At 70.6% G+C, this 24,739-nt stretch carries 25 protein-coding genes; 20 read left to right on the forward strand and 5 right to left on the reverse strand.

Features of this window, described 5'->3' with window-relative positions:
• Positions 1-244: 244 nt before the first annotated feature.
• From dop to prcA, 5 genes are all read left to right on the forward strand, one after another.
• Positions 245-1,756: a depupylase/deamidase Dop gene (gene dop / locus AB8A24_RS27935; RefSeq protein ID WP_328963977.1), complete on the forward strand. Its 1,512-nt coding sequence runs from the start codon at positions 245-247 to the stop codon at positions 1,754-1,756.
• 172 nt (positions 1,757-1,928) lie between these two features.
• Positions 1,929-2,141, forward strand: coding sequence for a ubiquitin-like protein Pup (locus tag AB8A24_RS27940; RefSeq protein WP_030233608.1), 213 nt, complete (start codon positions 1,929-1,931; stop codon positions 2,139-2,141).
• A gap of 396 nt (positions 2,142-2,537) precedes the next feature.
• On the forward strand, positions 2,538-2,771 hold the full coding sequence (locus tag AB8A24_RS27945; RefSeq protein WP_324605282.1) for an endonuclease VII domain-containing protein: 234 nt from the start codon (positions 2,538-2,540) through the stop codon (positions 2,769-2,771).
• Positions 2,723-3,562, forward strand: a complete 840-nt coding sequence (prcB, locus tag AB8A24_RS27950; protein WP_030723371.1) for a proteasome subunit beta — start codon at positions 2,723-2,725, stop codon at positions 3,560-3,562. The genes AB8A24_RS27945 and prcB overlap by 49 nt, the downstream gene beginning before the upstream one ends.
• A gap of 46 nt (positions 3,563-3,608) precedes the next feature.
• On the forward strand, positions 3,609-4,373 hold the full coding sequence (gene prcA, locus AB8A24_RS27955; protein ID WP_030723373.1) for a proteasome subunit alpha: 765 nt from the start codon (positions 3,609-3,611) through the stop codon (positions 4,371-4,373).
• 65 nt (positions 4,374-4,438) lie between these two features.
• Here the strand turns inward: prcA and AB8A24_RS27960 are convergent, their stop codons facing one another.
• On the reverse strand, positions 4,439-5,443 hold the full coding sequence (locus AB8A24_RS27960; protein WP_328963978.1) for a LacI family DNA-binding transcriptional regulator: 1,005 nt from the start codon (positions 5,441-5,443) through the stop codon (positions 4,439-4,441).
• Positions 5,444-5,587: 144 nt separating this feature from the next.
• On the opposite strand from AB8A24_RS27960, the gene AB8A24_RS27965 reads away from it, so the two are divergent.
• From AB8A24_RS27965 to AB8A24_RS28025, 13 genes are all read left to right on the forward strand, one after another.
• Positions 5,588-6,850 (forward strand): MFS transporter, encoded by a 1,263-nt coding sequence (locus tag AB8A24_RS27965; protein ID WP_328963979.1) that lies wholly within the window; start codon positions 5,588-5,590, stop codon positions 6,848-6,850.
• A gap of 128 nt (positions 6,851-6,978) precedes the next feature.
• Complete coding sequence (pafA, locus tag AB8A24_RS27970; protein WP_030016332.1) at positions 6,979-8,340, forward strand: Pup--protein ligase; 1,362 nt, start codon at positions 6,979-6,981, stop codon at positions 8,338-8,340.
• 127 nt (positions 8,341-8,467) lie between these two features.
• Positions 8,468-9,409 (forward strand): FKBP-type peptidyl-prolyl cis-trans isomerase, encoded by a 942-nt coding sequence (locus tag AB8A24_RS27975; RefSeq protein WP_369477927.1) that lies wholly within the window; start codon positions 8,468-8,470, stop codon positions 9,407-9,409.
• A gap of 28 nt (positions 9,410-9,437) precedes the next feature.
• Positions 9,438-9,830, forward strand: coding sequence for an FKBP-type peptidyl-prolyl cis-trans isomerase (locus tag AB8A24_RS27980; protein ID WP_328963980.1), 393 nt, complete (start codon positions 9,438-9,440; stop codon positions 9,828-9,830).
• Between the two features lie 166 nt (positions 9,831-9,996).
• Entirely contained in the window at positions 9,997-10,953 is a 957-nt protein-coding gene (locus AB8A24_RS27985) for a WYL domain-containing protein (RefSeq protein ID WP_328963981.1), read from the forward strand.
• A 104-nt stretch (positions 10,954-11,057) separates the two neighbouring features.
• The gene (locus AB8A24_RS27990) at positions 11,058-12,026 is read left to right on the forward strand and encodes a YafY family protein (RefSeq protein ID WP_266389598.1); all 969 of its coding nucleotides are present in this window, start codon (positions 11,058-11,060) and stop codon (positions 12,024-12,026) included.
• Positions 12,027-12,040: 14 nt separating this feature from the next.
• On the forward strand, positions 12,041-12,268 hold the full coding sequence (locus AB8A24_RS27995; protein WP_030723389.1) for a hypothetical protein: 228 nt from the start codon (positions 12,041-12,043) through the stop codon (positions 12,266-12,268).
• A gap of 26 nt (positions 12,269-12,294) precedes the next feature.
• Positions 12,295-12,495, forward strand: coding sequence for a hypothetical protein (locus AB8A24_RS28000; protein ID WP_030723392.1), 201 nt, complete (start codon positions 12,295-12,297; stop codon positions 12,493-12,495).
• Positions 12,496-12,674: 179 nt separating this feature from the next.
• Positions 12,675-12,965, forward strand: a complete 291-nt coding sequence (tatA, locus tag AB8A24_RS28005) for a Sec-independent protein translocase subunit TatA (protein WP_266389591.1) — start codon at positions 12,675-12,677, stop codon at positions 12,963-12,965.
• Positions 12,966-13,012: 47 nt separating this feature from the next.
• Entirely contained in the window at positions 13,013-13,978 is a 966-nt protein-coding gene (tatC, locus tag AB8A24_RS28010; RefSeq protein ID WP_328963982.1) for a twin-arginine translocase subunit TatC, read from the forward strand.
• An 84-nt stretch (positions 13,979-14,062) separates the two neighbouring features.
• On the forward strand, positions 14,063-14,962 hold the full coding sequence (locus AB8A24_RS28015; protein ID WP_328963983.1) for a diacylglycerol kinase: 900 nt from the start codon (positions 14,063-14,065) through the stop codon (positions 14,960-14,962).
• A gap of 46 nt (positions 14,963-15,008) precedes the next feature.
• Positions 15,009-17,849, forward strand: a complete 2,841-nt coding sequence (locus tag AB8A24_RS28020; RefSeq protein WP_369477928.1) for a DEAD/DEAH box helicase — start codon at positions 15,009-15,011, stop codon at positions 17,847-17,849.
• 91 nt (positions 17,850-17,940) lie between these two features.
• The gene (locus AB8A24_RS28025; RefSeq protein WP_328963985.1) at positions 17,941-18,600 is read left to right on the forward strand and encodes a helix-turn-helix domain-containing protein; all 660 of its coding nucleotides are present in this window, start codon (positions 17,941-17,943) and stop codon (positions 18,598-18,600) included.
• On the opposite strand, the gene AB8A24_RS28030 is transcribed toward AB8A24_RS28025, so the two are convergent.
• From AB8A24_RS28030 to AB8A24_RS28045, 4 genes are all read right to left on the reverse strand, one after another.
• A complete protein-coding gene (locus AB8A24_RS28030) occupies positions 18,597-19,565 on the reverse strand; it encodes an RluA family pseudouridine synthase (RefSeq protein WP_369477929.1) in 969 nt (322 codons plus the stop codon). The genes AB8A24_RS28025 and AB8A24_RS28030 overlap by 4 nt on opposite strands.
• 19 nt (positions 19,566-19,584) lie before the next feature.
• Entirely contained in the window at positions 19,585-21,147 is a 1,563-nt protein-coding gene (locus AB8A24_RS28035; protein ID WP_369477930.1) for a serine hydrolase, read from the reverse strand.
• 170 nt (positions 21,148-21,317) lie between these two features.
• Positions 21,318-22,157 (reverse strand): siderophore-interacting protein, encoded by an 840-nt coding sequence (locus AB8A24_RS28040; RefSeq protein WP_328963988.1) that lies wholly within the window; start codon positions 22,155-22,157, stop codon positions 21,318-21,320.
• 48 nt (positions 22,158-22,205) lie between these two features.
• Entirely contained in the window at positions 22,206-23,111 is a 906-nt protein-coding gene (locus tag AB8A24_RS28045) for a 5'-3' exonuclease H3TH domain-containing protein (protein ID WP_369477931.1), read from the reverse strand.
• A gap of 235 nt (positions 23,112-23,346) precedes the next feature.
• On the opposite strand from AB8A24_RS28045, the gene AB8A24_RS28050 reads away from it, so the two are divergent.
• Together AB8A24_RS28050 and AB8A24_RS28055 are read left to right on the forward strand one after the other, a co-directional pair.
• Positions 23,347-23,961, forward strand: a complete 615-nt coding sequence (locus AB8A24_RS28050) for an XRE family transcriptional regulator (RefSeq protein WP_328966047.1) — start codon at positions 23,347-23,349, stop codon at positions 23,959-23,961.
• Positions 23,958-24,686: a helical backbone metal receptor gene (locus AB8A24_RS28055; protein WP_369477932.1), complete on the forward strand. Its 729-nt coding sequence runs from the start codon at positions 23,958-23,960 to the stop codon at positions 24,684-24,686. Before AB8A24_RS28050 ends, AB8A24_RS28055 begins: the two co-directional genes overlap by 4 nt.
• Positions 24,687-24,739 lie beyond the last annotated feature (53 nt).

Here is a 24,739-nt window from a genome sequence, read left to right on the forward strand (position 1 = left end):
CCCTCCCCGGGCATCCGCAGCCGACTGCTTTACCCCACCGCATTACCGGCCGCTTTTCAGCCGGTGACGAGGCGGATCGAATGACGGAAATGATCTCCCCACGAGCGCGCAGTGGTTCTAGGCTCTTCCGTACCGCCGGACGCGCAGTGCGGGGACGGGCACCGCACAGGCACACGCACCGGAGCACCAGCGGTACTTGAGCGCCGCTCCCGAAAGGGGAGCGCCGCCGGGCAAGGAGGGCCGCATGACCGTACGGCGAGTAATGGGGATCGAGACGGAGTACGGGATCTCCGTCCCGGGGCACCCGAACGCCAATGCCATGCTCACCTCGTCCCAGATCGTCAACGCCTACGCGGCGGCGATGCACCGGGCGCGACGCGCCCGCTGGGACTTCGAGGAGGAGAATCCGCTGCGGGACGCCCGCGGCTTCGACCTCGCCCGCGAGGCCGCCGACAACAGCCAGCTGACCGACGAGGACATCGGCCTCGCCAACGTCATCCTCACGAACGGCGCACGGCTCTACGTCGACCACGCACACCCCGAATACAGCTCGCCCGAGATCACCAACCCGCTCGACGCCGTCCTGTGGGACAAGGCCGGCGAGCGGATCATGGCCGAGGCGGCCGTACGCGCCGCCCAGCTCCCCGGCGCCCAGCCGATCCACCTCTACAAGAACAACACCGACAACAAGGGCGCCTCCTACGGCACGCACGAGAACTACCTGATGAAGCGGGAGACCCCCTTCTCGGAGATCGTGCGCCACCTGACCCCCTTCTTCGTCTCGCGACAGGTCGTGACCGGCGCGGGACGCGTGGGCATCGGCCAGGACGGCCGCGAACACGGCTTCCAGATCAGCCAGCGCGCGGACTACTTCGAGGTCGAGGTCGGCCTGGAGACCACCCTCAAGCGACCCATCATCAACACCCGCGACGAGCCGCACTCGGACGCCGAGAAGTACCGCCGGCTCCACGTGATCATCGGAGACGCCAACCTCGCCGAGATCTCCACCTACCTCAAACTCGGCACGACAGCGCTTGTCCTGTCCATGATCGAGGACGGGTTCATCAACGTCGACCTGGCCGTCGACCAGCCCGTACGCACCCTGCACCAGGTCTCCCACGACCCGGACCTGCAGCACCTGATCACGCTGCGCAGCGGCCGGACACTGACCGCGGTGCAACTGCAGATGGAGTACTTCGAGCTGGCCCGGAAGTACGTGGACGAACGTTTCGGGTCCGACGCGGACGAGCAGACCAAGGACGTGCTGGGCCGCTGGGAAGACGTGCTGGGCCGGCTGGAGAGCGACCCGATGAGTCTGTCGGGGGAGCTGGACTGGATCACCAAGAAGGAGATCCTGGAGGGCTACCGGCGCCGGGACGGGCTGAACTGGGACGCGGCGCGGCTGCACCTGGTGGACCTCCAGTACTCGGACGTACGGCCCGAGAAGGGCCTGTACAACCGCCTGGTGGCCCGCGGCAAGATGAAGCGCCTGGTGGAAGAGCCGGCCGTGGAGCGGGCTCAGAGCAAGCCTCCGGAGGACACCCGGGCGTACTTCCGCGGCCGCTGCCTGGAGCAGTACGCGGACGACGTGGCGGCGGCGTCCTGGGACTCGGTGATCTTCGATCTCCCCGGCCGGGACTCGCTCCAGCGCGTCCCGACGCTGGAACCCCTGCGGGGGACCCGCAACCACGTCAAGGAGCTCCTGGACCGCTGCCGCACGGCGGAGGACCTGGTCCGGGTGCTTTCGGGGCAGTGAACGCGGCTGAAAGGCCTTCGGTCCGGGAATCATGAAGAGAACCGGACTGTGAAAGTACGGGGACGAATGTCGGACCCTCCTTGTAGGGTCCGACGTAGGGTCTGATCTTGAGAGATCCCGAATCCCGGGGTCTCTCGACATGAGCGTGCGAACCGAGCGGGGTGAGGTAGACATGGCGACCAAGGACACCGGCGGCGGACAGCAGAAGGCGACGCGCTCGACCGAGGAGGTCGAGGAGGCGGCGGTCGAGGAATCGACCGACCTCAAGGAGCGCCAGGAAAAGCTCTCCGACGACGTCGACTCCGTACTCGACGAAATCGATGATGTGCTCGAGGAAAACGCCGAGGATTTCGTGCGCTCCTTCGTTCAGAAGGGCGGCGAGTGATTTTGCCTTCAATTCGAAGGTGAAGTGACTCGGGGAGGATGAGTGGCGGGGGCGTCGAAGCAGTGTCCACGGTGTGGCTTACACAAGCCGCTCGCGGATTTCGCTTCAAATAAGGCCATGCGTGACGGCCTGCAGTGCTACTGCAGGCCGTGTGCGGCCGAGTATCACCAGCAGCGCCAGAAGGCCAAGGGGAAGAATGTGCGTCCCCGCGTCGAAGCCCCAGAGGGGCACAAGTACTGCCGACGGTGTGGGGAGATCAAGCCTCACTCGGAATGGGACCGGAACAAGAGGGCCTCGGACGGGTTGTCCACGCGGTGCAAGGCGTGTCGCGCGGTCGAAGGTCGAGTGGGCCACCTCAAACGCGCCTATGGCATCACAGAGGCGCAACGTGACGAGATGATCGCAGCTCAGGGCGGGATTTGCTGTATCTGCCTAAAGGCTTCGGCCGTGCATGTGGATCACTGCCATCAGACGGGTAAGGTCCGAGGCGTACTGTGCTTCAACTGCAATTCGGCCATCGGCAAGTTGGGAGACGATCCCGACACTCTGCGTCGGGCCATCTCATATCTGGAGGGACACGCGTGGAAGCCAACAATCGTGGCACAGGGCGTCTACCGGCAGCCTTCCTGACGCCGGGGTCGTCGTCCTTCATGGACTTCCTGGGCGCGCACTCGCCCGAGATGCTGCCCGGCAACCGCAGGCTGCCGGAGGGTGTCGTCGAGGCGCCGCACGGGACGACCATCGTCGCCGCCACCTTCCCCGGCGGGGTCGTCCTCGCCGGTGACCGGCGGGCGACCATGGGGAACATGATCGCGCAGCGGGACATCGAGAAGGTGTTCCCCGCCGACGAGTACTCCGCCGTCGGTATCGCCGGTACGGCCGGCCTGGCCGTGGAGATGGTCAAGCTGTTCCAGCTGGAGCTGGAGCACTTCGAGAAGGTGGAGGGGACGACCCTGTCCCTGGAGGGCAAGGCCAACCGGCTCTCCACCATGATCCGGAGCAATCTGGGGATGGCCATGCAGGGCTTGGCGGTCGTGCCGCTGTTCGCGGGCTACGACGAGGCCAAGGAGAAGGGCCGGATCTTCTCCTACGACGTGACCGGCGGTCGCTCCGAGGAGCACGGCTACGCCGCCACCGGTTCCGGTTCGATCTTCGCCCGGGGTTCCATGAAGAAGCTCTTCCGTCCCGATCTGACGGAGGAGCAGGCCACCACCCTGGTCGTCCAGGCGCTGTACGACGCCGCCGACGACGACTCGGCGACCGGTGGGCCGGACCTGTACCGCCACATCTACCCGATCGTCACCGTGATCACGGACGAGGGGTTCCGTAGGCTGACCGACGACGAGTCGCAGGAGCTCGCCCGTACGGTCACCAACCGTCGGCTGGAGCAGCCCGACGGCCCGCGCGCCGCCCTGCTCTGACCATCCGTCGCCCCGTAGGAGCCCAGAAGAAAGGGACGGACAGCCGGTGTCGACTCCGTTCTATGTGTCACCCCAGCAGGCCATGGCCGACCGGGCGGAATACGCCCGCAAGGGCATCGCCCGCGGTCGCAGCCTGGTCGTGCTGCAGTACGCCGACGGCATCGTGTTCGTCGGTGAGAACCCGTCCCGTGCGCTGCACAAGTTCAGCGAGATCTACGACCGGATCGGCTTCGCGGCCGCCGGCAAGTACAACGAGTACGAGAACCTGCGGATCGGCGGTGTGCGGTACGCGGATCTGCGTGGATACACCTACGACCGTGACGATGTGACGGCCCGTGGGCTGGCGAACGTCTACGCGCAGACGCTCGGCACCATCTTCTCCTCGGCCGGTGAGAAGCCGTACGAGGTGGAGCTGGTGGTCGCGGAGGTCGGTGCGACGGCCGCGGGCGACCAGATCTACCGGCTGCCGCACGACGGGTCGATCGTGGACGAGCACGGTTCGGTCGCGGTCGGTGGCAATGCCGAGCAGATCAGTACCTTCCTGGATCAGCGTCACCAGGACGGGATGACCTTGTCGGAGGCGTTGAAGCTGGCGGTGCAGGCGCTGTCCAGCCAGGCCAACGGCGCGGACAAGGCGATTCCGGCGGAGCGGCTGGAGGTCGCGGTGCTGGACCGTACGCGGGCGCAGCAGCGCAAGTTCAAGCGGATCCGGGGCCGGCAGCTGTCGCGGCTGCTGGAGGCGGACGTGACGGCGGCGGTGCAGGCCGATGCCGTGTCGAACGACGAGGCGCCGGAGGACGACGCCGAGTAGTCGTGGTGTGGGAGGGGCCCCGGTTCGCCGTTTCGGCGGGCCGGGGCTTCGTCGTGTCCGGACCGCTACGGCTGCGGCGCCGGGGCGGGGCCCGTGGAGTCGCGGACGACGAGTCGGACGGGGATGTCGGGTGCGTTCCAGGTGGTGCCTTCGAGGGTGGCGAGGAGGGCGGCCATGCCTTGTTCGCCGACGCGTTCGGCGGGGAGGTGGACGGTGGTGAGTTCGGGTTCGACGGCGGTGGCGAGGGCGAGGTCGTCGAAGCCGGTGACGGAGAGGTCCTCGGGGATGCGCAGGCCGAGGCGGCGGGCGGCCTTGCAGGCGCCGGCGGCGAGGATGTCGTCGTCGCAGACGACGGCGGTGGGTCGGTCCTGGGGGGTCGCCAGGGCGGTCTCCATGGCCGTACGGGCGCCGTCGACGGTGAGGGGGGCCCGTACCGTGCGCAGCTCGGTGCCGGGGCCGAGGAGGGCTCTGAGGGCTTCGGCGCGGGTGTCGAAGGTCCAGGAGTCGATGGCGGAGGCGAGGTGGAGGAAGCGGCGGTGGCCGAGGGGCAGGAGGTGTTCGGTGATCTGGCGCATGCCGTCGGCCATGGCGAGGTTGACGTGGGCGGCGGCGGTGCCGGCGGTGGGGTCGCTGTCGAGCATGACGAGGGGGAGGGTGGCGCCGCCGATGGCGTCGAGGGCGTCGGCGGCCATGGAGGAGGCGATGACTCCGTCGAGGGCGGCGCGGGCGGAGGCGAAGGGGTCGCGGGCGGGGCCGGTGCCGTCGGGGGAGGGGTAGAGGACGACGCCGAAGTCGTGTTCGGCGGCGACGCGGGCGGCGCCGGTGTAGACGCGGGCGAAGAACTCGTTGGTGAGGGCGGGGACGACGAGGAGGGCGGTGCGGGTGGTGCCGAGGCGGAGGTTGCGGGCGGCGAGGTTGGGTCGGTAGCCGAGGCGGGTGGCTGTTTCGCGGACGTGGGTGGCGGTGCGTTCGGAGACGCGGCCGGGCCATTTGTCGCCGAGGACGAGGGAGACGGTGGCCTGGGAGACCCCGGCGGCGGTGGCCACGTCGCGGCTGGTGGGTCTCGTCACACGGGGCTCCTGAACTGCGAGGTCGGGGGGTGTGGTGGGGTCCGCGGGGTGGACCTGCGGACTGCGGCCATGGTACGTATGACAGGTCTAGTTATACGTATTACTTGGGTGACTCCCGGCTGGTCCGGGCAGAAGGGGGCGGACATGGCCGCGGGATACGCGGAGCTGCTCAGGACCCGGCACGCCGCGAGGCTGCTGGTGGGCACGCTCGTGGGCCGGCTGCCGAATGCCACCGGGCCGATCGCGATCGTGCTGTTCACGCGCGCCGAGGGCGGCAGCTACAGCCTGGCGGGGGCGTTGGCCGCCGTGTACGGGCTGGCGAACGCGGTGGGTCAGCCGCTGCTGGGGCGGGCCGTGGACCTGTTCGGGCAGCCGCGGGTGCAGCTGCCGGCGGCGGTGCTCTCCGCGCTGGGCATGGTGTGGCTGGCGTTCTCGGGTACGGGGTCGGCGGTGGTCGCGTACGCCGCGGTGGTGCTCGCGGGGCTGTTCACGCCGCCGCTGGAGGGCGGGCTGCGGGCGCTGTGGCCGGGGGTGCTGGGCGGTCGTGAGGAGAGGGTGCACGCCGCGTACGCGATGGACGCGGTGGCCCAGGAGGTCATGTTCACCGTCGGTCCGCTGCTGGTGACGCTGTTCGTGGCGATGTGGTCGCCGGCGGGGGCGTTGTTGGCGCTGAACGCGATCGGTGTGCTGGGCGCGCTGTCGGTGGTGGTCAGTGAGCCGTCCCGGAAGTGGCGTTCGGCGCCGCGGGAGGCGCACTGGCTGGGGGCGCTGCGTTCGCGGGGGCTGCTGGCGCTGCTGGGTGCGTTCTTCTTCGTGGGTACGGCGCTGGGTTCGATCACTGTGGCGGGTGTGGCGTACGCGGACGATCACGGTGGTCAGGCGGTGTACGGCTGGCTGATGGCGGCGCTGGGGCTGGGTGCGCTGATCGGTGGTGTGTTCTACGGTGCGCGGCAGTGGGCCGGTGCGCCCGAGCGGCGGCTGCGGCTGCTGGTGGGTCTGCTGGCGGTCTGCTATCTGCCGCTGATGCTGGTTCCGGGTGCGGTGGCGATGACGGCGTTGTCGGCGCTGTCGGGCGTGTTCCTGGCGCCGGCGCTGGCGTGTGCGTTCATCGTCGTGGACCGGCACGCCCCGGCGGGCACGGTGACGGAGGCGTTCTCGTGGCTGGTGACGTTCTTCGGGGTGGGTGCGGCGATCGGTACGGCGGCCGCGGGTCCGGCGGTGGAGCTGGGTGGTACGGCGGCGGGCTTCGGGGTGGCGGGCGTGGCGGGCTTCTCGGCGCTGCTGGTTCTGATGGTCACTCAGCGGGCGCTGGCGACGGGTGGGCGAAGCCGCGCGGTGGTGGCGTCGCCTGACGGTGTGTCGGAGGTGGCCTCTGACGTGCCGTCGGAGGTGTCGTCGGCGTCCTGATCGGTGGGTGCGCCGGATGGGCCGATCGGGCCGTGATCGGGGCGTCGATCGGCCCGCTGACGGGAACTGATCGAAACGGCGCTCCCGAACCCGGTTTCAGAAGAGGGCAGAAGGCGTAATGTTCAGTCATGGACCGCCGCATTTTCGGGCTGGAGAACGAGTACGGCGTCACGTGCACGTTCAGGGGACAGCGCCGACTGTCTCCTGACGAAGTGGCGCGCTACCTCTTCCGCCGTGTTGTGTCATGGGGCCGCAGCAGCAATGTCTTCCTGCGGAACGGCGCCCGCCTGTACCTCGACGTGGGTTCGCATCCGGAATATGCAACACCCGAATGCGACAACGTGACCGAGCTGGTCACCCACGACAAAGCAGGCGAGCGCATTCTCGAAGGTCTGCTCGTCGACGCCGAACGACGCCTGCACGAGGAGGGAATCGCGGGCGACGTCTATCTCTTCAAGAACAACACCGACTCGGCGGGCAACTCGTACGGCTGCCACGAGAACTACCTGGTGGCCCGGCACGGGGAATTCTCCCGCCTGGCGGACATTCTCATTCCGTTCCTTGTCACGCGGCAGCTGATCTGTGGCGCCGGCAAGGTGCTGCAGACGCCGCGGGGTGCGGTCTACTGCGTGAGTCAGCGGGCCGAGCACATCTGGGAGGGTGTCAGTTCCGCCACGACCCGCTCGCGGCCGATCATCAACACCCGGGACGAGCCGCACGCGGACGCCGAGCGTTACCGCAGGCTGCACGTCATCGTGGGTGACTCGAACATGTCCGAGACGACCATGCTGCTCAAGGTCGGGGCCACCGATCTGGTGCTGCGCATGATCGAGGCGGGCACGGTGATGCGGGACCTGACCCTGGAGAATCCGATCCGGGCGATCCGTGAGGTCAGTCACGACATCACGGGTCAGCGCAAGGTGCGTCTGGCGAGCGGTCGGGAGGCCTCGGCGCTGGAGATCCAGCGGGAGTACTACGACAAGGCGGTGGACTTCGCCGAGCGCCGGGGGATCCGTACCGGCGTGGTGGACCAGGTGCTGGAGCTGTGGGGTCGCACGCTCGACGCGATCGACGCGGAGGACCTGGACCGGATCGGGACCGAGATCGACTGGGTCATGAAGTACCAGTTGATCGAGCGGTACCGGGCCAAGCACAACATGACCATGTCGAATCCGCGGGTGGCTCAGATAGACCTCGCGTATCACGACATCCACCGTCGGCGCGGGCTGTACTACCTGCTGGAGCGCAAGGGGCAGGCGGCGCGGATCTGCAACGACCTGAAGATCTTCGAGGGCAAGTCGGTGCCCCCGCAGACGACGCGGGCGCGGCTGCGCGGGGACTTCATCCGTCGGGCGCAGGAGCAGCGGCGGGACTTCACGGTCGACTGGGTGCATCTGAAGCTCAATGACCAGGCGCAGCGGACGGTGCTGTGCAAGGACCCGTTCCGGTCGGTGGACGACCGGGTGGAGAAGCTGATCGCGGGGATGTAGGACCCGCAGAGTGACCGCAGTGTGACATCGCACTCCTCGCCAGGGCCTCGTACGTCTCTCGTACGGGGCCCTGTGCACGGCTTAGAGTGGCGAGCGACCGCTTTGCCGTCTGAGATCTGAGGAACCCGTGCGCCGACTTGCCGGCCTGCTTGTCGTACCCCTCCTGCTGCTGACGACCGCAGCGTGTGGCGACGACAGCGGCTCCGACTCCGCCCAGATGAAGAACGGGGTCCCCGCGATCACCAAGGGTGCCTCCTTCGGGGAGACGCCCACCCTGTCGAAGGGGAAGGGCACGCCGCCCAAGGAGCTCAAGGTGGTGACGATCAGCGAGGGCACCGGGCAGGTGCTGAAGAAGAACGACATCGCGCAGGTCCACTACCTCGGCCAGGTGTGGGACGGCAAGGAGCCGTTCGACAAGAGCTTCGGGCGGCCCGCGCCGTTCGACGTGACGATCGGCGCGGGCGCCGTCATCAAGGGCTGGGACCAGGGCCTGGAGGGCCAGAAGGTCGGCAGCCGTGTCGAGCTGGTGATCCCGCCGGAGCTCGGTTACGGGGCCCAGGGATCGCCTCCGAAGATCAAGGGGGACGCCACCCTGGTCTTCGTCGTCGACATCGTCAAGGGTGCGACCGTCCCGGCCTCGGCCACGGGCAAGGAAGTCGCCCAGGAGAACAAGGACCTGCCCAAGGTCGGTACGAACACGGACGGCAAGGAAGTCTCCGTGACCGTCCCGAAGGACACCGCCGAGCCCACCAAGCTGGTCTCGGACTACGTCATCGAGGGTGACGGCCCGGTGGTCAAGGACACCGACAGTGTCGTGGTCAAGTTCAACGGCAAGACGTGGAAGGACGACAAGTCCTTCGAGAGCACCTACACCAGTGACCAGACGGTCACCTGGCCGCTGGGTGAGCTTTCGGTCAAGGGTCTGAAGGACGGCCTGGTCGGCAAGAAGGCCGGCAGCCGCATCCTGCTGGTCATCCCCCCGGACCAGGGCTTCGGGGACAAGGAGCAGGGCACCATCCCGGCGAAGTCGACGCTGGTCTTCAGCCTCGACATCCTCACCGTGATGTAAGACTGTTCCGGTTGACCATTTCGTACGTATGAGGAGAAGTTCCGTGAGTGACCTTCAGAAGCCCGAGATCGACTTCCCCGGTGGCGAGGCTCCCAAGGACCTGGTGATCGAGGACATCTGGGTGGGCGACGGCGCCGAGGCCAAGAAGGGTGACCGGGTCTCCGTCCACTACGTGGGTGTGGCCTTCTCCACCGGCGAGGAGTTCGACGCCTCCTGGAACCGTGGTTCCGCGCTCCAGTTCCAGCTCGGTATCGGTCAGGTCATCTCCGGCTGGGACCAGGGTGTCCAGGGGATGAAGGTCGGCGGCCGCCGCAAGCTGGTCATCCCCGCCGACCTCGCCTACGGCGACCGTGGCGCGGGCGGTGCGATCGCCCCGGGCGAGACGCTGATCTTCGTCTGCGACCTGGTCAAGGTCGGCTGATCCGCACATCGCGATCGGTCGAGGGGCCGTCCGGCGGGGGCCCCTCGCTTTTTGCCCGGGCGCGCCGGGGCGGTACGGTCAACGGTCAACGGGTCCGTCCACATCGGGTCGTGGCCCGTGTGACGGTCCGACGGATGTGCAGGCGGAGAAGGGCGGAAGGGCGTCGATGGCGATTGCCAAGGCCGAGCGGCTGATGAATCTGGCGCTGTGTCTGCTGGGGACCCGCCGGCCGCTCAGCAAGCGGGAGTTGCGCGGTTCCATCGAGGCCTACATGGAGGCCGGCAACGACGAGTCCTTCAACCGCATGTTCGAGCGGGACAAGGACGATCTGCGGGAACTCGGCCTCGTCATCGAGACGGTGGAGAACCTGGACGGCGAGACCGGCTACCTGGCCCGCCGGGACAGCAACCGACTGCCTCCCGTCTCGCTGGACGCCGAGGAGGCCGCGGCCCTGGGGCTGGCGGCCAAGGTCTGGCAGCAGGCACGGCTGGCGGGGGCCGCGAGCGGGGCCCTGCAGAAGCTGCGCGCGGGCGGGATGCCCGAGGCGGAGGACCCGTACGAGGGACAGCACAGCGCGATCGAGCCGCGCATCCCGGTCCACGAGGCGGCGTTCGAGCCGCTGATGCTGGCCTGCCGGGACCGTCGGCCGGTGGTCTTCGACTACCGCAAGTCCACCGCCGCCCGGCCCGAGGCCCGACAGGTGGAGCCCTGGGCGCTGGAGTGCTGGCGCGGCCACTGGTACCTGGCCGGCTACGACCGTGACCGCGGGGCGGAGCGGGTGTTCCGGCTCTCCCGGATCACCGGCAAGGTGCGCTCCCGGGCCGCGAAGTACACCGCCGAGGTGCCGGACGTGGTGACCGTGCGGGAGACCGTGGCGAGCTGGGCCGGGGAGAGCGCGGACCGCAGCGCGCTGATCCGGCTGCGGGCCGGGGCGGGCTATCCGCTGCGGGCCAAGGCCACCGCGGTGCGCGAGGGCGGGGACGGCTGGGACGAGCTGGAGATCCCGTACGGGCACGGGCTGGACGCCTGGCTGGTGGAGTTCGGGCCCGACGTCATCGTGGTCGGTCCCGCCGACCTGCGGGCGGACGTGGTGGACCGGCTGCGGGCCGTCGCCGGGGCCTGACCGGGCCCGATCCCGGGGCCCGCGGGCCCGGCGGCCGATCCGCGGCCGCACCGTTCCACAAGAGCGACATCCACAGACGTGCCCTGAGGGGGAGACGTACCAGCATGGCTGCCAACGCCATCGACCAGACCCGCCGGATGCTGTCCCTGGTGACCTACCTGCGCGAGCGCCCCGGTGCGCACGTCGCGGACGTCGCGCGCGCCTTCGGGATCACCGAGGACGAGCTGATCTCGGACCTCGACGTGCTGCCCATGTGCGGGACGAGCTTCCGGGGCGGGGACCTGCTCGACATCGACACCGACGGGGAGCGCATCTGGTGGCGCAATCCCGACGCCTCGGGGGAGTCCACGGCGGAGCCGCTGCGGCTGGCCGCCGACGAGGCGACCGCGCTGCTGGTGGCCGCCCGCGCGGTGGCCACGCTGCCCGGGCTGCGGGAGAGCGACCGGGACGCCCTGCTGCGGGCCACCGCCAAGCTGGAGGCGGCCGCGGGCGAGGTGGCCGGGGCCAGCTCCCGGCTGTCGGTGACCTTCGAGTCCGAGGGCGGGGTCTTCGCGGACGTGGACCGGGCCATCGCGGAGCGCCGTCGGCTGTGGCTGCGCTACTACTCGCCCGCGCGGGACGAACTCACCGAGCGCAAGGTCGACCCGATCCGGCTCTTCGCGGTGGGGCACACGTACATGGAGGGCTGGTGCCACCTCTCGGAGGCCCGGCGCACCTTCCGCCTCGACCGGGTCGCCGAGATCCGGCTGCTGGACGAGCGGGCCGAGCCGCCCGCCATCGAGCCGCGCGACCTGTCCGAGGGCCTGGTCCAGCCGGCCGCCGAGGACCCGGAGGTCGTGGTCGAGGTGGGGCCGGGCGGGCGCTGGGTCGCCGAGTACTACCCGCACGACAGCGCGGAGGAGCTGACCGGGGGCGGTCTGCGGATCACCCTGCGCAGCCCGGACCCGGCCTCGCTGCGCAGGCTGGCGCTGCGGCTGGGCCGTGAGGGCCGGATCGTGGCTCCGGCCGAGCTGGCGGACAGCGCGCGCAGCGCCGCCCGGGAGGCACTGGCGGGATACGGGGAACAGGTCTGAGGGGAGCGCGGTCGATGTCGCCAACGTCCGGGCCCGTCGCCTTCAAGGCCTCCTGTCCCGACTGCCGTGCCCGCTTCGAGTTGGACGCGGCCGCCCTGCGGCTGGCCATCGGCGGCAGCCGGCGGACCACGTTCTACTCCTTCACCTGTCCTGAATGCGGTGCCGCCGTACGCAAACCGGCGGGCGAGCGGATCGTGGAACTGCTCACCGGCGGTGGCGTGAGCACCCTGCGCAGCATCTGACCCGGTGGGTGGCCTAGGCTCGGCCCATGCTGTGGCCGATGTTCGCAATTGTCCTGGGTTTCCTCGGAGTGGCCGTGCTCGCCGTGCTCGCGGTGCGGGTGTACGTGGAGGTGCGCAGGCTGGCCTCCCAGGTGGCGCAGGCCAGCCGCCGGATCACCGACGCCTCGGCGGATCTGGAGCGGGCGGCCGTCGACCTGGCCCGGGCGGGACACGGCGTACGTCCGTAGCGGGTGTCGTCCGCCGGGACGAATGTGTGTGACGGGGGCATTGCGAACAGGCCCGGACGCAAGCGTGAGGACCCCCGGGGATTGCCGGGCGTTAACCCCCTGGGGTTACGATCCTCGGTAGAGCAAGTCCTAGGCGCCCGTCCGGCGTGCTGTGAACCTCGGAGAGAAGGAAGATACCTATGGGCAACTTCAGGGGTTGGGAAATCCTCGTCATCGTCGGACTCATCATCCTGTTGTTCGGTGCCAAGAAGCTCCCCGACATGGCCCGCTCCCTCGGCAAGTCGGCCCGCATCCTCAAGAGCGAGGCCAAGGCCATGAAGAAGGACGGCGAGAACGACGACGCCGCCCCCGCCGCGCCCGCTGACCAGTCCGCCCAGCAGCCGGTCGCCCCGCGTACCATCCAGGCCGCGCCGGGTGACGTCAGCAGCTCGCGTCCGGTGAGCGAGCCGAACCGCACCGCCCAGGGCTGACACCCGCCGTACACGCCAGTCATCTGCGACGAGACAAGGGACGTGGGTTGCTCAACTCTGCCCGCAAGCAGGAGAAGAAAGAACGACAGGCCAAGGACGCCGAAGGGCGCATGCCTCTCGTCGAGCACCTGCGTGAGCTCCGAAACCGCCTGCTGAAGTCGGTCGTGGCGATCGTGGTGATCACGGTCGTCGCCGCGTTCTTCTACCGGGACATCATCAACTTCCTGCTGAAGCCCATGCTGGACTCCGTCGGCTGCACCGACGGTGTGGTGACCCAGCGCAACGGTCGCCCTTGCGCCGACATGACCGTGAACGGCCTGATCTCGGCGTTCTCGATCGCCCTGAAGGTCTCCCTGATGGCCGGTGTGGTGCTGTCCGCCCCGGTGTGGCTGTACCAGCTGTGGGCGTTCGCCGCGCCCGGGCTGCACAATCACGAGAAGAAGTACGCGCGGAGCTTCGTCGCCGTCGGCGCGCCCCTTTTCCTGACCGGTGCGGTGCTCGCGTACAAGATCCTCCCGCAGACCGCGACGATCATGCTCGAGTTCACCCCCGACCACGCGCGCAACCTGCTGCCGGTCGACGACTACCTCGACCTGGTCACCCGCATGGTGATCGTGTTCGGCCTGGCCTTCGAGCTGCCGCTGCTGCTGATCCTGCTGAACATCACCGGGGTGCTGACCGGCAAGCGGCTGGCGAGCTGGTGGCGGGGCATGGTCCTCGGCATCACGATCTTCGCCGCCTTCGCGACCCCCACCGGTGACCCGCCGACGATGCTCGCGCTGGCCGTGCCCATCGTGGCCCTCTACTTCGCCGCCCTCGGCCTCTGTCTCCTCAACGACCGCAGGCGCAGGCGCAACGACCCCGACGCGGGCCTGAGCGACGACGAGGCCTCCGAGCTGGACCTCACCCCGGCCCCGATCGGCGATCTGGAGTCGGTCCCGGCTCCCGCCGCGCTGCCCGAGCAGGCCGACGGCGGACGCCAGCGGATCAACGGTTACGACGACGCCACCTGACCGATGCGCCCCCGGCCACGGCCGGCAGGCGCCTCTCCCGGGGGCGACCGAGGTCCGGGAACGGGCTCCGGTACATTCCCGAGGATGAGTCACGAGGTCACCCTCTTCGTCAATCCCACAGCCGGACGCGGCCGGGGCGCGCACGCCGCGCAGCCGGCCGCTTCGGCTGTCCGGGCGGCAGGCTTCTCCGTACGGACCGTCGTGGGCGCCGACGCGCCGGACGCGCTGGCCCGGCTCACGGCCGCCGTACGTGAGGGCACCGGTGCGGTGATCGCGGTGGGCGGCGACGGGGTGGTCTCCCTGGCGCTCCAGGCCCTGGCCGGGACACCCGTGCCGCTCGGGGTGGTCGCGGTGGGCACCGGCAACGATTTCGCCCGGGCGATGGGCCTGCCCGTACGGGAGCCGGCGCGGGCCGGGCAGCTGGCCGCCGAGGCCCTCAAGGAGAGCCGGATCCGGGAGATCGACCTGGGTCGCGTGGCCGGCGCCGACTACGAGAAGTGGTTCGGGACGGTGCTGTGCTCCGGCTTCGACTCACGGGTCAACGACCGGGGCAACCGGATGCGGCTGCCGGTCGGCCGGTTCAAGTACGACCTGGCGATGATCGCGGAGCTGGCCGCCTTCCGGCCGTTCCCGTACCGGATCACCCTGGACGACGGGCCGGTGATCGAGACCGAGGCCACGCTGGTGGCCGTCGGCAACGGATCCACCTACGGCGGGGGCATGCGCATCTGCGCGGACGCCGTCCCCGACGACGGGCTCTTCGACGTCACGGTGGTCGGCGACTGCAGCCGGGCCACCCTGCTGAAGGTGTTCCCGCAGGTCTACAAGGGCCGCCACCTCGGCCACCCGAAGGTGACCGTCCACCGGGCCAGGAAGATCACCCTGGAGGCGGCGGGCCTGTCCGCGTACGCGGACGGCGAGCCGCTGGGGGTGCTGCCGGTGACCGCCGAATGCGTTCCCCGGGCCGTCCGGCTGCTCACTTAAATGATCGCGACTGTTGTCAGAGGTGGCGGGTAGGCTCGACAACAAGATGACCGAAGAACTCTCACCCGCCGAGCGGTACGCCGCTGCCCGGATCCGCGCCGCCGAAGAGGCCTCTGCCCTGGCCCCCTTCCGCGAGATGTACGACTTCGACCTGGACCCGTATCAGGTCGAGGCATGCAAGGCGCTGGAGGCCGGCAAAGGCGTCCTCGTCGCCGCCCCGACCGGCTCGGGCAAGACCATCGTCGGCGAGTTCGCCGTGCACCTGGCCCTCCAGCAGGGCCGCAAGTGCTTCTACACGACGCCGATCAAGGCGCTGTCGAACCAGAAGTACGCCGACCTCGTCAAGCGCTACGGCGCCGACAAGGTGGGCCTGCTGACGGGCGACAACAGCGTCAACTCCGAGGCGCCGGTGGTCGTGATGACCACCGAGGTGCTCCGCAACATGCTGTACGCGGGCTCCCGGTCGCTGCTCGGCCTCGGCTACGTCGTGATGGACGAGGTCCACTACCTCTCCGACCGGTTCCGCGGAGCCGTCTGGGAGGAAGTGATCATCCACCTCCCCGAGTCGGTGACCCTGGTCTCCCTGTCGGCCACCGTGTCCAACGCCGAGGAGTTCGGCGACTGGCTGGACACCGTGCGCGGGGACACCGAGGTGATCGTCTCGGAGGAGCGGCCCGTACCGCTGTGGCAGCACGTCATGGCCGGCCGCCGGATCTACGACCTCTTCGAGGAGGAGTCCGACCACGGCGGCCGGGGCTCCGCGCGCCGGGAGGTCAATCCCGACCTGCTGCGCATGGCCCGCGAGGAGAACAGCCGCACCTACAGTCCGAAGGACCGGCGGCGCGGAAAGATGGTCCGCGAGGCCGACCGCGAGCGTGAGCGGCGCTCCCGCGGCCGGATCTGGACCCCGTCCCGCTCCGAGGTCATCGCCCGCCTCGACAACGACGGGCTGCTGCCCGCCATCAACTTCATCTTCAGCCGGGCCGGCTGCGAGGCCGCCGTCCAGCAGTGCCTGTACGCGGGCCTGCGACTCAACGACGAATCGGCGCGGCTCAAGGTCCGCGAGATCGTCGAGGCCCGGACCGCCTCCATCCCCACCGAGGACCTGCACGTCCTGGGGTACTACGAGTGGCTCGAAGGCCTGGAGCGGGGCATCGCCGCGCACCACGCGGGGATGCTGCCCACCTTCAAGGAGGTCGTGGAGGAGCTCTTCGTACGGGGCCTGGTCAAGGCCGTCTTCGCCACGGAGACCCTGGCGCTGGGCATCAACATGCCCGCGCGCACGGTGATCCTGGAGAAGCTGGTCAAGTGGAACGGTGAGCAGCACGCCGACATCACCCCCGGCGAGTACACGCAGCTGACCGGCCGGGCCGGGCGGCGCGGCATCGACGTCGAGGGCCACGCGGTGGTGCTCTGGCAGCGCGGCATGGATCCGGCGGGTCTCGCCGGGCTCGCCGGTACCCGCACGTATCCGCTGCGTTCCAGCTTCAAGCCGTCCTACAACATGGCCGTGAACCTGGTCAGCCAGTTCGGGCGGCACCGCTCGCGCGAGCTGCTGGAGACCTCCTTCGCGCAGTTCCAGGCCGACCGCTCGGTCGTCGGGATCTCCCGGCAGGTGCAGCGCAACGAGGAGGGCCTGGAGGGCTACCAGGAGGGCATGACCTGCCACCTGGGGAACTTCGAGGAGTACGCGCAGCTGCGCCGCGACCTCAAGGACCGTGAGACGGACCTGGCCAAGCAGGGCGCGGCACAGCGCCGGGTGCAGGCGGCCAGTTCGCTGGAGAAGCTCAAGCCGGGCGACATCATCCACGTACCGACGGGCAAGTTCGCCGGGCTCGCGCTGGTCCTGGACCCGGGCGTGCCGGCCGGGCGGGTCAACGGGCACCGCGGCCACGAGTACGCCGAGGGCCCGCGCCCGCTGGTGCTCACCGCCGAGCGGCAGGTCAAGCGGCTCGCCGCGATCGACTTCCCGGTCCCGGTGGAGGCGCTCGACCGGATGCGGATCCCCAAGACCTTCAACGCGCGCTCGCCGCAGTCCCGCCGGGACCTGGCGTCCCAGCTGCGGACCAAGGCCGGGCACATCACGCCGGAGCGGCGTTCCCGCGGCCGGGCCGCGGCCGCCGACGACCGTGAGATCGCCCGGCTGCGCGGCGAGTTGCGGGCGCATCCCTGCCACGGCTGCGACGAGCGCGAGGACCACGCCCGCTGGGCGGAGCGCTACCACCGGCTCAAGCGGGACACCCAGCAGCTGGAGCGGCGGATCGAGGGCCGGACGAACACCATCGCCCGTACCTTCGACCGGATCCACGCCCTGCTGACCGAGCTGGACTACCTGCGCGAGGACGAGGTCACCGTGCACGGCAAGCGGCTCGCCCGGCTCTACGGGGAGCTGGACCTGCTGGCCTCCGAGTGCCTGCGTGCCAAGGTGTGGGAGGGCCTGAGTCCGGCCGAACTGGCGGCCTGTGTCTCGGCGTTGGTCTTCGAGGCGCGGCAGTCCGACGACGCGGTCGCCCCGAAGGTGCCGGGCGGCGCGGCCAAGGCGGCGCTGGGCGAGATGGTCCGGATCTGGGGCCGGCTCGACGCGCTGGAGGAGGAACACCGCATCAACCAGGCGGAGGGTGTGGGCCAGCGCGAGCCGGACCTCGGCTTCGCGTGGGCGGCGTACCAGTGGGCCTCCGACAAGAGCCTGGACGAGGTGCTGCGCGAGGCGGAGATGCCGGCCGGTGACTTCGTGCGCTGGTGCAAGCAGGTCATCGACGTGCTCGGGCAGGTCGCGGCGGCGGCTCCGGCGGCCTCCGGTGACAGCGGGAGCACGGTGGCGCGCAATGCCCGCAAGGCCGTGGACGCACTGCTTCGGGGTGTAGTGGCCTACAGCTCGGTCGGCTAGGCGGTTTTGGGGCTTCCTCCGAGAGTGGGGATGTCTCGATCTGATCTCTTGCCATGATCGAATCGGCGTGCTCTGTGCGACGATCGATGTCATGAGCGGGGAAGCGGACGATGGTCCGAGACGGGTCGGTCGGCCACGTGCCGACCGGCTGCGACCGGAGAGCGGCCGGCCGCCGCGCGAGGAACTCCTCTGCGCGGCGGCCGAGTTGTTCGCCGACCAGGGATACGCGGCGACCACCACGCGGGCCGTCGCCGAACGGGCCGGGATGCGCCAGGCCACGATGTACCACTACTTCGGCGGCAAGGAGGAACTCCTCGCCGAGCTGCTGGAGTCCACGGTCGCACCCTCGTTGGTGCTGGCCAGGCAACTCCTCGCGGACGAGGGGCGGTGCGCCGCGCGGCGGCTGTGGGAGCTGTGCCGCTCCGACGTCCTGCTCCTGTGCGGCGGGCCGTACAACCTGGGGGCGCTCTACCTGCTGCCCGAGCTCGGCGGCTCGCGCCTCGCGCGGTTCCGTCGGATGCGCGGGGACCTCAAGGACGCCTATCGGGTGTTGCTCGCCGGGACCCGCGTCGGCGCCGAACTGGCCGGGGACAAGGCGGGGTTGACGCTCCGGGGCGATCTGGTCTTCGGCCTCGTCGAGGGCGTCATGCTGATCCACCGCACGGATCCGGCACGGCCGGCCGTGGCCTTCGCCGAAGCCACCGCGGACGCCGCGCTGCGGATCGCGGGTGTCGGTCGTCCCGAGGGCTAGTTCGTGCCGGTCTCCCAGCCCGCGCGGTCGTTCCAGGCCTGGAGGGTGCGGCCGCTCTCGAAGCGGTGCACGCGCGCGGTCACCGGGTCGGTGAACGCCAGCACCCGGGCCAGGAGTTGCAGCGGTCTGCGGTAGTCGTCCGGGGCCGGATCGGTGACCTGCGGATACACCGGGTCGCCGAGGATGGGCAGGCCCAGGCTGTTCATGTGGACCCGCAGCTGGTGGGTGCGGCCGGTGCGCGGGGTCAGCCGGTAGCGGCCCAGTCCGCCCCGGGAGTCGACGAGTTCGACGAGGCTCTCCGCATTGGGCTCGCCGCCCGGCACCTCGACCGCCGCGATGACCCCGCGGGCCTTCTCGATCCGGCTGCGGACCGTGCGCGGCAGGGTGCGGGCGAGCGCCGGGTCGTGGGGTGCGAGGGCCTCGTACTCCTTGTGCACCTCGCGCCGCTGGAAGAGCAGCTGATAGGCGCCGCGGTCCTCGGGGCGGACGCTGAACATCACCAGACCCGCCGTCAGCCGGTCCAGCCGGTGCGCGGGGCTGAGGTGGGGCAGGTCCAGCTCCGCGCGCAGCCGGGCCAGGGCGGTCTCGGTGATGTGGGAGCCGCGCGGGGTGGTGGCCATGAAGTGCGGCTTGTCCACGACCAGCAGGTGCGCGTCCCGGTGGACGACGGAGATCGGGAAGGGCACCCGCGGCTCCGGCTCCATGTCCCGGTGGAACCACAGGAAGGCGCCCGGCTCGTACGGGTCCTCCGCGCGCAGGACCCGCCCGCCGGGGCCCAGTACCCGGCCCGCGGCCAGCAGGCGGGCCATGGAATCGGCGCCGCGGGTACCGGCGTAGCGCGCCGCGAGGTAGTCGCCGAGATCCGGCCATGTCCCCTCCGGGTCGGGTGGGAGCCGCAGTCGGACCGGGTCGATGCCGGCGCGCTGGGGGAGGGGCGAGGTCGGTGGCTGGGCTCTGCGTCTCATCGGGGAACAGGCTATGCGGCTACTGCTGGGTGAAAGTGCCCAGGTGGTCGGCGTCGAGGTACTCCACGCGCAGGGTGCCGTCGGCGAAGATCACTCCGGTGCGGCCGACCGCGTTCTCGCCCGCGGTCATGAAGCTGAAGGTGTCCCCGTCGTAGTGGGTGAGCGGGAAGCGCAGGGGCTTCGGGCCGAGGGCGAGGGTGAGCGCGCCGTTGTCGTCGGCGGTCACGGTGGCCTTGCCGTAGTAGGGGTTGTCGTAGGTTCCGGTGTAGGCGGCGCTGTCCCGGGCCGGCCGCGCACCGGTGGGCGGGTGGGCGTAGTCGGTGGTCGACCCGTTCGGGGGTGCGAGGGCCGCCGCGTAGGCGGAGGCGGCCAGGGCGAGCCAGTCGGTGGAGACCTTGCCGTGCTCGGCCTGGTCGAAGAAGTCCAGGGCGATGGCGTCGGGCAGGCCGACCGGGGCGCCGTTGGTCAGGACGACGATGCCGAGCTGTTCCAGCGGGAGCATGGTGACGTTGGTGTTGGCGCCGAGTTCGAAGGCACCGGAGTGGCTCAGGCGCAGGCGGCCGGCGCTGTCGTAGCTGACGTTCCAGCCCAGGCCGTAGAAGCTGGTGGTGCCGACGGCGTTGGTCGGCTGCGAGACGATCTCCGGCATGTGGGTCCGGGCGAGGGTGTCGGCGGGGATGATCCGCTTCCCGTCGAGGGTGCCGCCGGCCAGCTGCAGCCGCAGCCAGCGGGCCATGTCGGTGGCGGTGGAGCTGACACCGCCGGCTGGGGCCTGGGCGTCCGGGTCGCGGACGAAGCGCGGGCTCCAGGTGCCGTCCGCGTTCTTGACGTGGGTGGCGGCGTGGTCGGGGGAGTTGACGAAGGCGGAGAACTCGGTGCTCGTACGGGTCATGCCGGCGGGCTTGAAGAGGGTGTCGGCGCTGAGCTTCTGCCAGCTGCTGCCCTTGGCGCGGGCGACGGCCTCGGCGGCCGCGGTGAACCCGAAGTTGGTGTAGGCGTAGCTCGCCCGGAACGGGTCGAGGGGCTCCAGCCGCAGGTGGTCGAGGATGTACGCCTGGTCGTAGCCGAGGTCTTCGAGGAGGTCGCCGGCGTGGTCGGGGAGGCCGCTGCGGTGGGAGAACAGGTCGGCGGTGGTGACGTGGTCGGTGACCCAGGGGTCCTTCAGGGAGAACCCCGGCAGGACGGTGCGGTCGTCCCACCCCTGGGGGTCGGTCAGGGTGCCGGCCACGACCGTGGAGGAGACGGGCTTGGACAGCGAGGCGATCTGGAAGACGGTGTCGGGGCCGACCGCGGCGCTCTCGCCCGTCCTGCGGATCCCGTAGCCCTTGATGTGGACGACCTTGTCGTCGTGGACGACGGCCACGGACACGCCGGGGACGCCGGTGCGGCGCATCATGTCCTCGACGGTGCGGTCGAGGCGGGCGACGGCCTTGTCGACGGCGGCGTCCGTGATCTGGGGTTTCGGGGCGGGCGGTGGGGTGGGCGCGGCTGTGGCCCCGGCCGTGCCCATGGCCGCGGCGCCGGCCGTCGCGGCCAGGAGGACCGCGGCCCCTGCTGACCCAAGGGCGGGGAGCGTACGCATGGGGCCATTGTCCTGCCGGTGGCCGCGGGGCGCCCGTTGCCGTCCGGCGGTGGGCGCGTGCGGCGCCGCTGCCGGGGGCGCCGCCCCCGGACCCCCGCGCCTCGAACGCCGGCGAGGCTTGAAGGAGGACGCCGGTGGAGGGACGGGCCCGCCGGCATGGGGAAAAACCTTTAGGCAGCGGCGCGGTGTTCCTGTTCGGCCTCCACCGAGGCGTTCCAGTCGCGCTTGATCGCGCGCCAGCCCTCGTCCGTCTCGCCCAGGCGCCAGTAGCCCGAGATCGACAGGCGCTCGCGGGGGACGCCGCGCTCCATGCGCAGGTGGCGGCGCAGGTCCTTGACGAAGCCGGCCTCGCCGTGGACGAAGGCGTGGACGTCCGTGGAGGGGAACTCCATGGTGGTGACGGCCTCCACCAGGGCCTCGCCCACCGGGCGGTCGCCGCGGTGCAGCCAGATCGGGACGATGCCGTCCGGGGTGGCGACCTTCAGCTCGTCGGCCGGGCCGTCGATCTCCACGAAGGCGTGGACCCGCGCGCCCTCCGGCATCCGCTCCATCGCGGCGGCGATCGCGGGCAGGGCGCTCTCGTCGCCCACCAGGAGGTGCCAGCCGGCCACCGGGTCCGGGGCGTAGGCGCCGCCCGGACCGAGGAAGCGTACGAGCTCGCCCGGCTGCACCCGCGCCGCCCAGGGGCCGGCCAGGCCCTCGTCGCCGTGGACCACGAAGTCGAGGGTCAGCTCCAGGTGCGCGGGGTCCCAGCTCCGGACCGTGTACGCGCGCTGGCGCGGCCACTGGGCCCGGGGGAAGTCCGCGCGGATCCGGTCCAGGTCCCACGGCGCGGGGTAGTTCACGCCCGCCGGGGCGAACAGCAGCTTCACGTAATGGTCGGTGTACCCGCCCGCGCCGAACTCCCGGAGGCCCTCACCGCCCAGCACGAGTCGCACCATGTGCGGCGACAGCCGCTCGGTGCGTACGACGACGGCGGTGCCGACGGTGCGGGCGCGTCCTTCTGCCACGGTGACTCCCCTGACTCCACGAAACTTAGCCTTACCTAAGTTATCACCTCATGGGCGCAGCGCGCTGCTCAGGCGAGTGACTGCGCCACCCAGACCCCACCGATGGGCTAGCGCCTCCACCAGTTCGGGCTGCGCAGGAGCCGACGGAAGGGCCGGGTCGAACGCCGGCAGCGGCACGTCCGAGGCCACCTGGACCACCTTGGGCGCCACCGCCAGATAGGGCCGGGACTCGTCCAGCCGCTTGCGCTGGGTCGGGGTCAGCTTCGACCTCGGGTCGTCGATCGCCGCGATGATCCCGGCCAGGGTGCCGTAGGCGTCCAGGAGTTTGGCGGCCGTCTTCTCGCCGATGCCGGGGACGCCCGGCAGGCCGTCGCTCGGGTCGCCGCGCAGCAGTGCCAGATCCGCGTAACCGGGTCCGTCCACCCCGTACTTCTCGCGCAGCCATGCCTCGTCGGTCACCTGCAGGGTGCCCACGCCCTTGAGCGGGTACAGCACCCGCCGCTGCCGGGCGTCGTCCACCAGCTGGTACAGGTCCCGGTCGCCGGTGACGATGTCCACCGGGCCGCTCGCGCGGGCGGTGAGCGTACCGATCACGTCGTCCGCCTCGTACCCGGCGACCCCGACCCGGGCGATGCCGAAGGCGTCCAGCGCCGCCTCGATGATCGGCACCTGCGGGGCGAGGGTGTCCGGGGTCTCCTCCACGTCGGGGCCGGTCTCGGTCTCCTCGGCCACCCGGTGCGCCTTGTAGGAGGGGATCAGCTCCACCCGCCAGTGCGGCCGCCAGTCGGCGTCCATGCACGCCACCAGATCGTCCGGCCGGTGGTCCTGGACGAGCCGGCCGATGAAGTCGAGCAGCCCGCGCACGGCGTTGACCGGGGTGCCGTCGGGGGCCTTCACCGAGTCCGGCACACCGAAGTAGGCGCGGTAGTAGAGGGAGGCGGTGTCCAGGAGCATCAGGCGTCGTGTCGTCACGGAGTCGATGATGCCGCAACGCACCCCGGCGGATGTCCCGGCCGCCCGGACACCCCGCGCCACGACGGACAGTGATCGCACGGGTACGGGAAGAGCCGTGCACGCGAAACCGGAGGCGGTTGCTGCGTAAGGTGCTTACAGCACACCGATGTGCGACAGACATGGGGAGGGCAGCCCCGACATGAACGACAGGGACGGCATCGACGGCACCGATGGCATGGACGGCAAGCTGAACGACAAGGACGACAAGAGCAAGGACAAGGACGGCAAGGAGCCGCTCCGGGTGGGCGTGGCCGTGCGCAAGCGGCGCCGCGCGCTCCACCTCACGCTGGCCGCCGTGTCGGCGCGCAGCGGCCTGTCGGTGCCCTTCCTGAGTCAGATAGAGAACGAGCGGGCCCGGCCCAGCATGCGATCCCTGGAGCGGGTCGCGGACGCGCTGGAGACCACGGCCGTCGAGCTGCTGGCCGCCTCCGACACCGCGCGCACGGTGGACCTCGTACGGGCCGGTGACGCCTCCGGGCTCACCCCGTTCCCGGGCGTACGGCCCCTGGTGCGCGGGCACCACCAGCTGCACGCGATGGAGTTCACCGGGGACCAGGACGCCGGACGCGAGTACCAGCACCGCAACGACGAACTGATGTACGTGGTCGAGGGTGCCTGTCAAGTCGAAGCGGAAGGGCGGGCCTACCGGCTGGAGAGCGGGGACGCGCTGTTCCTGTCCGGCGGTGTGCGCCACCGCTGGCGGGCGGTCACCGAGGACACCCGGATCCTGGTCGTCGCGGTGGGCGAGCACATCCACGCGACCTCCGAGCCCCCGTCGCCGGGACACTGAGCGGCGTGCGGCGGGTCGTCTCGCTGGTGCCCTCGCTGACCGAGGCGGTGGCCGTGAGCGCGCCGGGGCTGCTGGTCGGGGTCACCGACTGGTGCACGCACCCCGGGGACCTCGGCGACGCGGTGCGCGTCGGGGGGACGAAGAACCCCGACGTACGGCGGATCGCGGAGCTCCGGCCGGACCTGGTGATCGCCAACGAGGAGGAGAACCGGGCCCCCGACCTGGCTGCGCTGCGCGCGGCCGGGGTCGAGGTGCTGGTGACCGAGGTACGGGACCTCCCGCAGGCGCTGCGGGAGCTGGACCGGGTGCTCGTGGGGGCGTTGGGGCTGACGAGGCCGGGGTGGCTGGCGGACGCGGAGCGCGCGTGGGCCCGCGTGGAGCCGGCCGGTACGCGCACCGCCTTCGTGCCGATCTGGCGGCGGCCGTGGATGGTGCTGGGGCGGGACACCTTCGCCGGGGACCTGCTGGCACGGCTGGGCGTGCGCAACGTCTACGCCGCTCACGAGGAGCGGTATCCGCGGATCCCGGTGGCGGAACTCGCGGCGTCCGGCTGCGACCTGGTGGTGCTCCCGGACGAGCCGTACCGCTTCACGCCCGAGGACGGCCCGGAGGCCTTCCCGGACCTGCCCGCCGCCCTGCTCAGCGGCCGGCACCTGACCTGGTACGGGCCGTCGCTGGCCGAGGCCCCGGCGGTGCTGTCGCAGGCCCTGCGCGAGGCGCTGTAGCGCTCGGCTCCGGCGGTGGTGCCGGGGCTCTGCCCCGGCCCCGCGCCTCCAAC

This window comes from Streptomyces sp. BF23-19 (assembly GCF_041106355.1).
Taxonomy (GTDB): Bacteria; Actinomycetota; Actinomycetes; order Streptomycetales; family Streptomycetaceae; genus Streptomyces; species Streptomyces virginiae_A.

Bases quoted from the DNA above. Each gene is read 5' to 3' on its own strand.
- AB8A24_RS28030 (WP_369477929.1), bottom strand. From the start codon at position 19,565: ATGAGACGCAGAGCCCAGCCACCGACCTCGCCCCTCCCCCAGCGCGCC.
- AB8A24_RS28050 (WP_328966047.1), top strand. From the start codon at position 23,347: ATGGACGGCAAGCTGAACGACAAGGACGACAAGAGCAAGGACAAGGAC.
- AB8A24_RS28025 (WP_328963985.1), top strand. From the start codon at position 17,941: ATGAGCGGGGAAGCGGACGATGGTCCGAGACGGGTCGGTCGGCCACGT.
- AB8A24_RS28035 (WP_369477930.1), bottom strand. From the start codon at position 21,147: ATGCGTACGCTCCCCGCCCTTGGGTCAGCAGGGGCCGCGGTCCTCCTG.
- AB8A24_RS27990 (WP_266389598.1), top strand. From the start codon at position 11,058: ATGGCTGCCAACGCCATCGACCAGACCCGCCGGATGCTGTCCCTGGTG.
- tatA (WP_266389591.1), top strand. From the start codon at position 12,675: ATGGGCAACTTCAGGGGTTGGGAAATCCTCGTCATCGTCGGACTCATC.
- AB8A24_RS27945 (WP_324605282.1), top strand. From the start codon at position 2,538: ATGATCGCAGCTCAGGGCGGGATTTGCTGTATCTGCCTAAAGGCTTCG.
- AB8A24_RS27985 (WP_328963981.1), top strand. From the start codon at position 9,997: ATGGCGATTGCCAAGGCCGAGCGGCTGATGAATCTGGCGCTGTGTCTG.
- dop (WP_328963977.1), top strand. From the start codon at position 245: ATGACCGTACGGCGAGTAATGGGGATCGAGACGGAGTACGGGATCTCC.
- AB8A24_RS27995 (WP_030723389.1), top strand. From the start codon at position 12,041: ATGTCGCCAACGTCCGGGCCCGTCGCCTTCAAGGCCTCCTGTCCCGAC.
- AB8A24_RS28015 (WP_328963983.1), top strand. From the start codon at position 14,063: ATGAGTCACGAGGTCACCCTCTTCGTCAATCCCACAGCCGGACGCGGC.
- AB8A24_RS28045 (WP_369477931.1), bottom strand. From the start codon at position 23,111: ATGCTCCTGGACACCGCCTCCCTCTACTACCGCGCCTACTTCGGTGTG.
- pafA (WP_030016332.1), top strand. From the start codon at position 6,979: ATGGACCGCCGCATTTTCGGGCTGGAGAACGAGTACGGCGTCACGTGC.
- AB8A24_RS27980 (WP_328963980.1), top strand. From the start codon at position 9,438: ATGAGGAGAAGTTCCGTGAGTGACCTTCAGAAGCCCGAGATCGACTTC.
- AB8A24_RS28000 (WP_030723392.1), top strand. From the start codon at position 12,295: ATGCTGTGGCCGATGTTCGCAATTGTCCTGGGTTTCCTCGGAGTGGCC.
- AB8A24_RS27965 (WP_328963979.1), top strand. From the start codon at position 5,588: ATGGCCGCGGGATACGCGGAGCTGCTCAGGACCCGGCACGCCGCGAGG.
- AB8A24_RS28020 (WP_369477928.1), top strand. From the start codon at position 15,009: ATGACCGAAGAACTCTCACCCGCCGAGCGGTACGCCGCTGCCCGGATC.
- AB8A24_RS27940 (WP_030233608.1), top strand. From the start codon at position 1,929: ATGGCGACCAAGGACACCGGCGGCGGACAGCAGAAGGCGACGCGCTCG.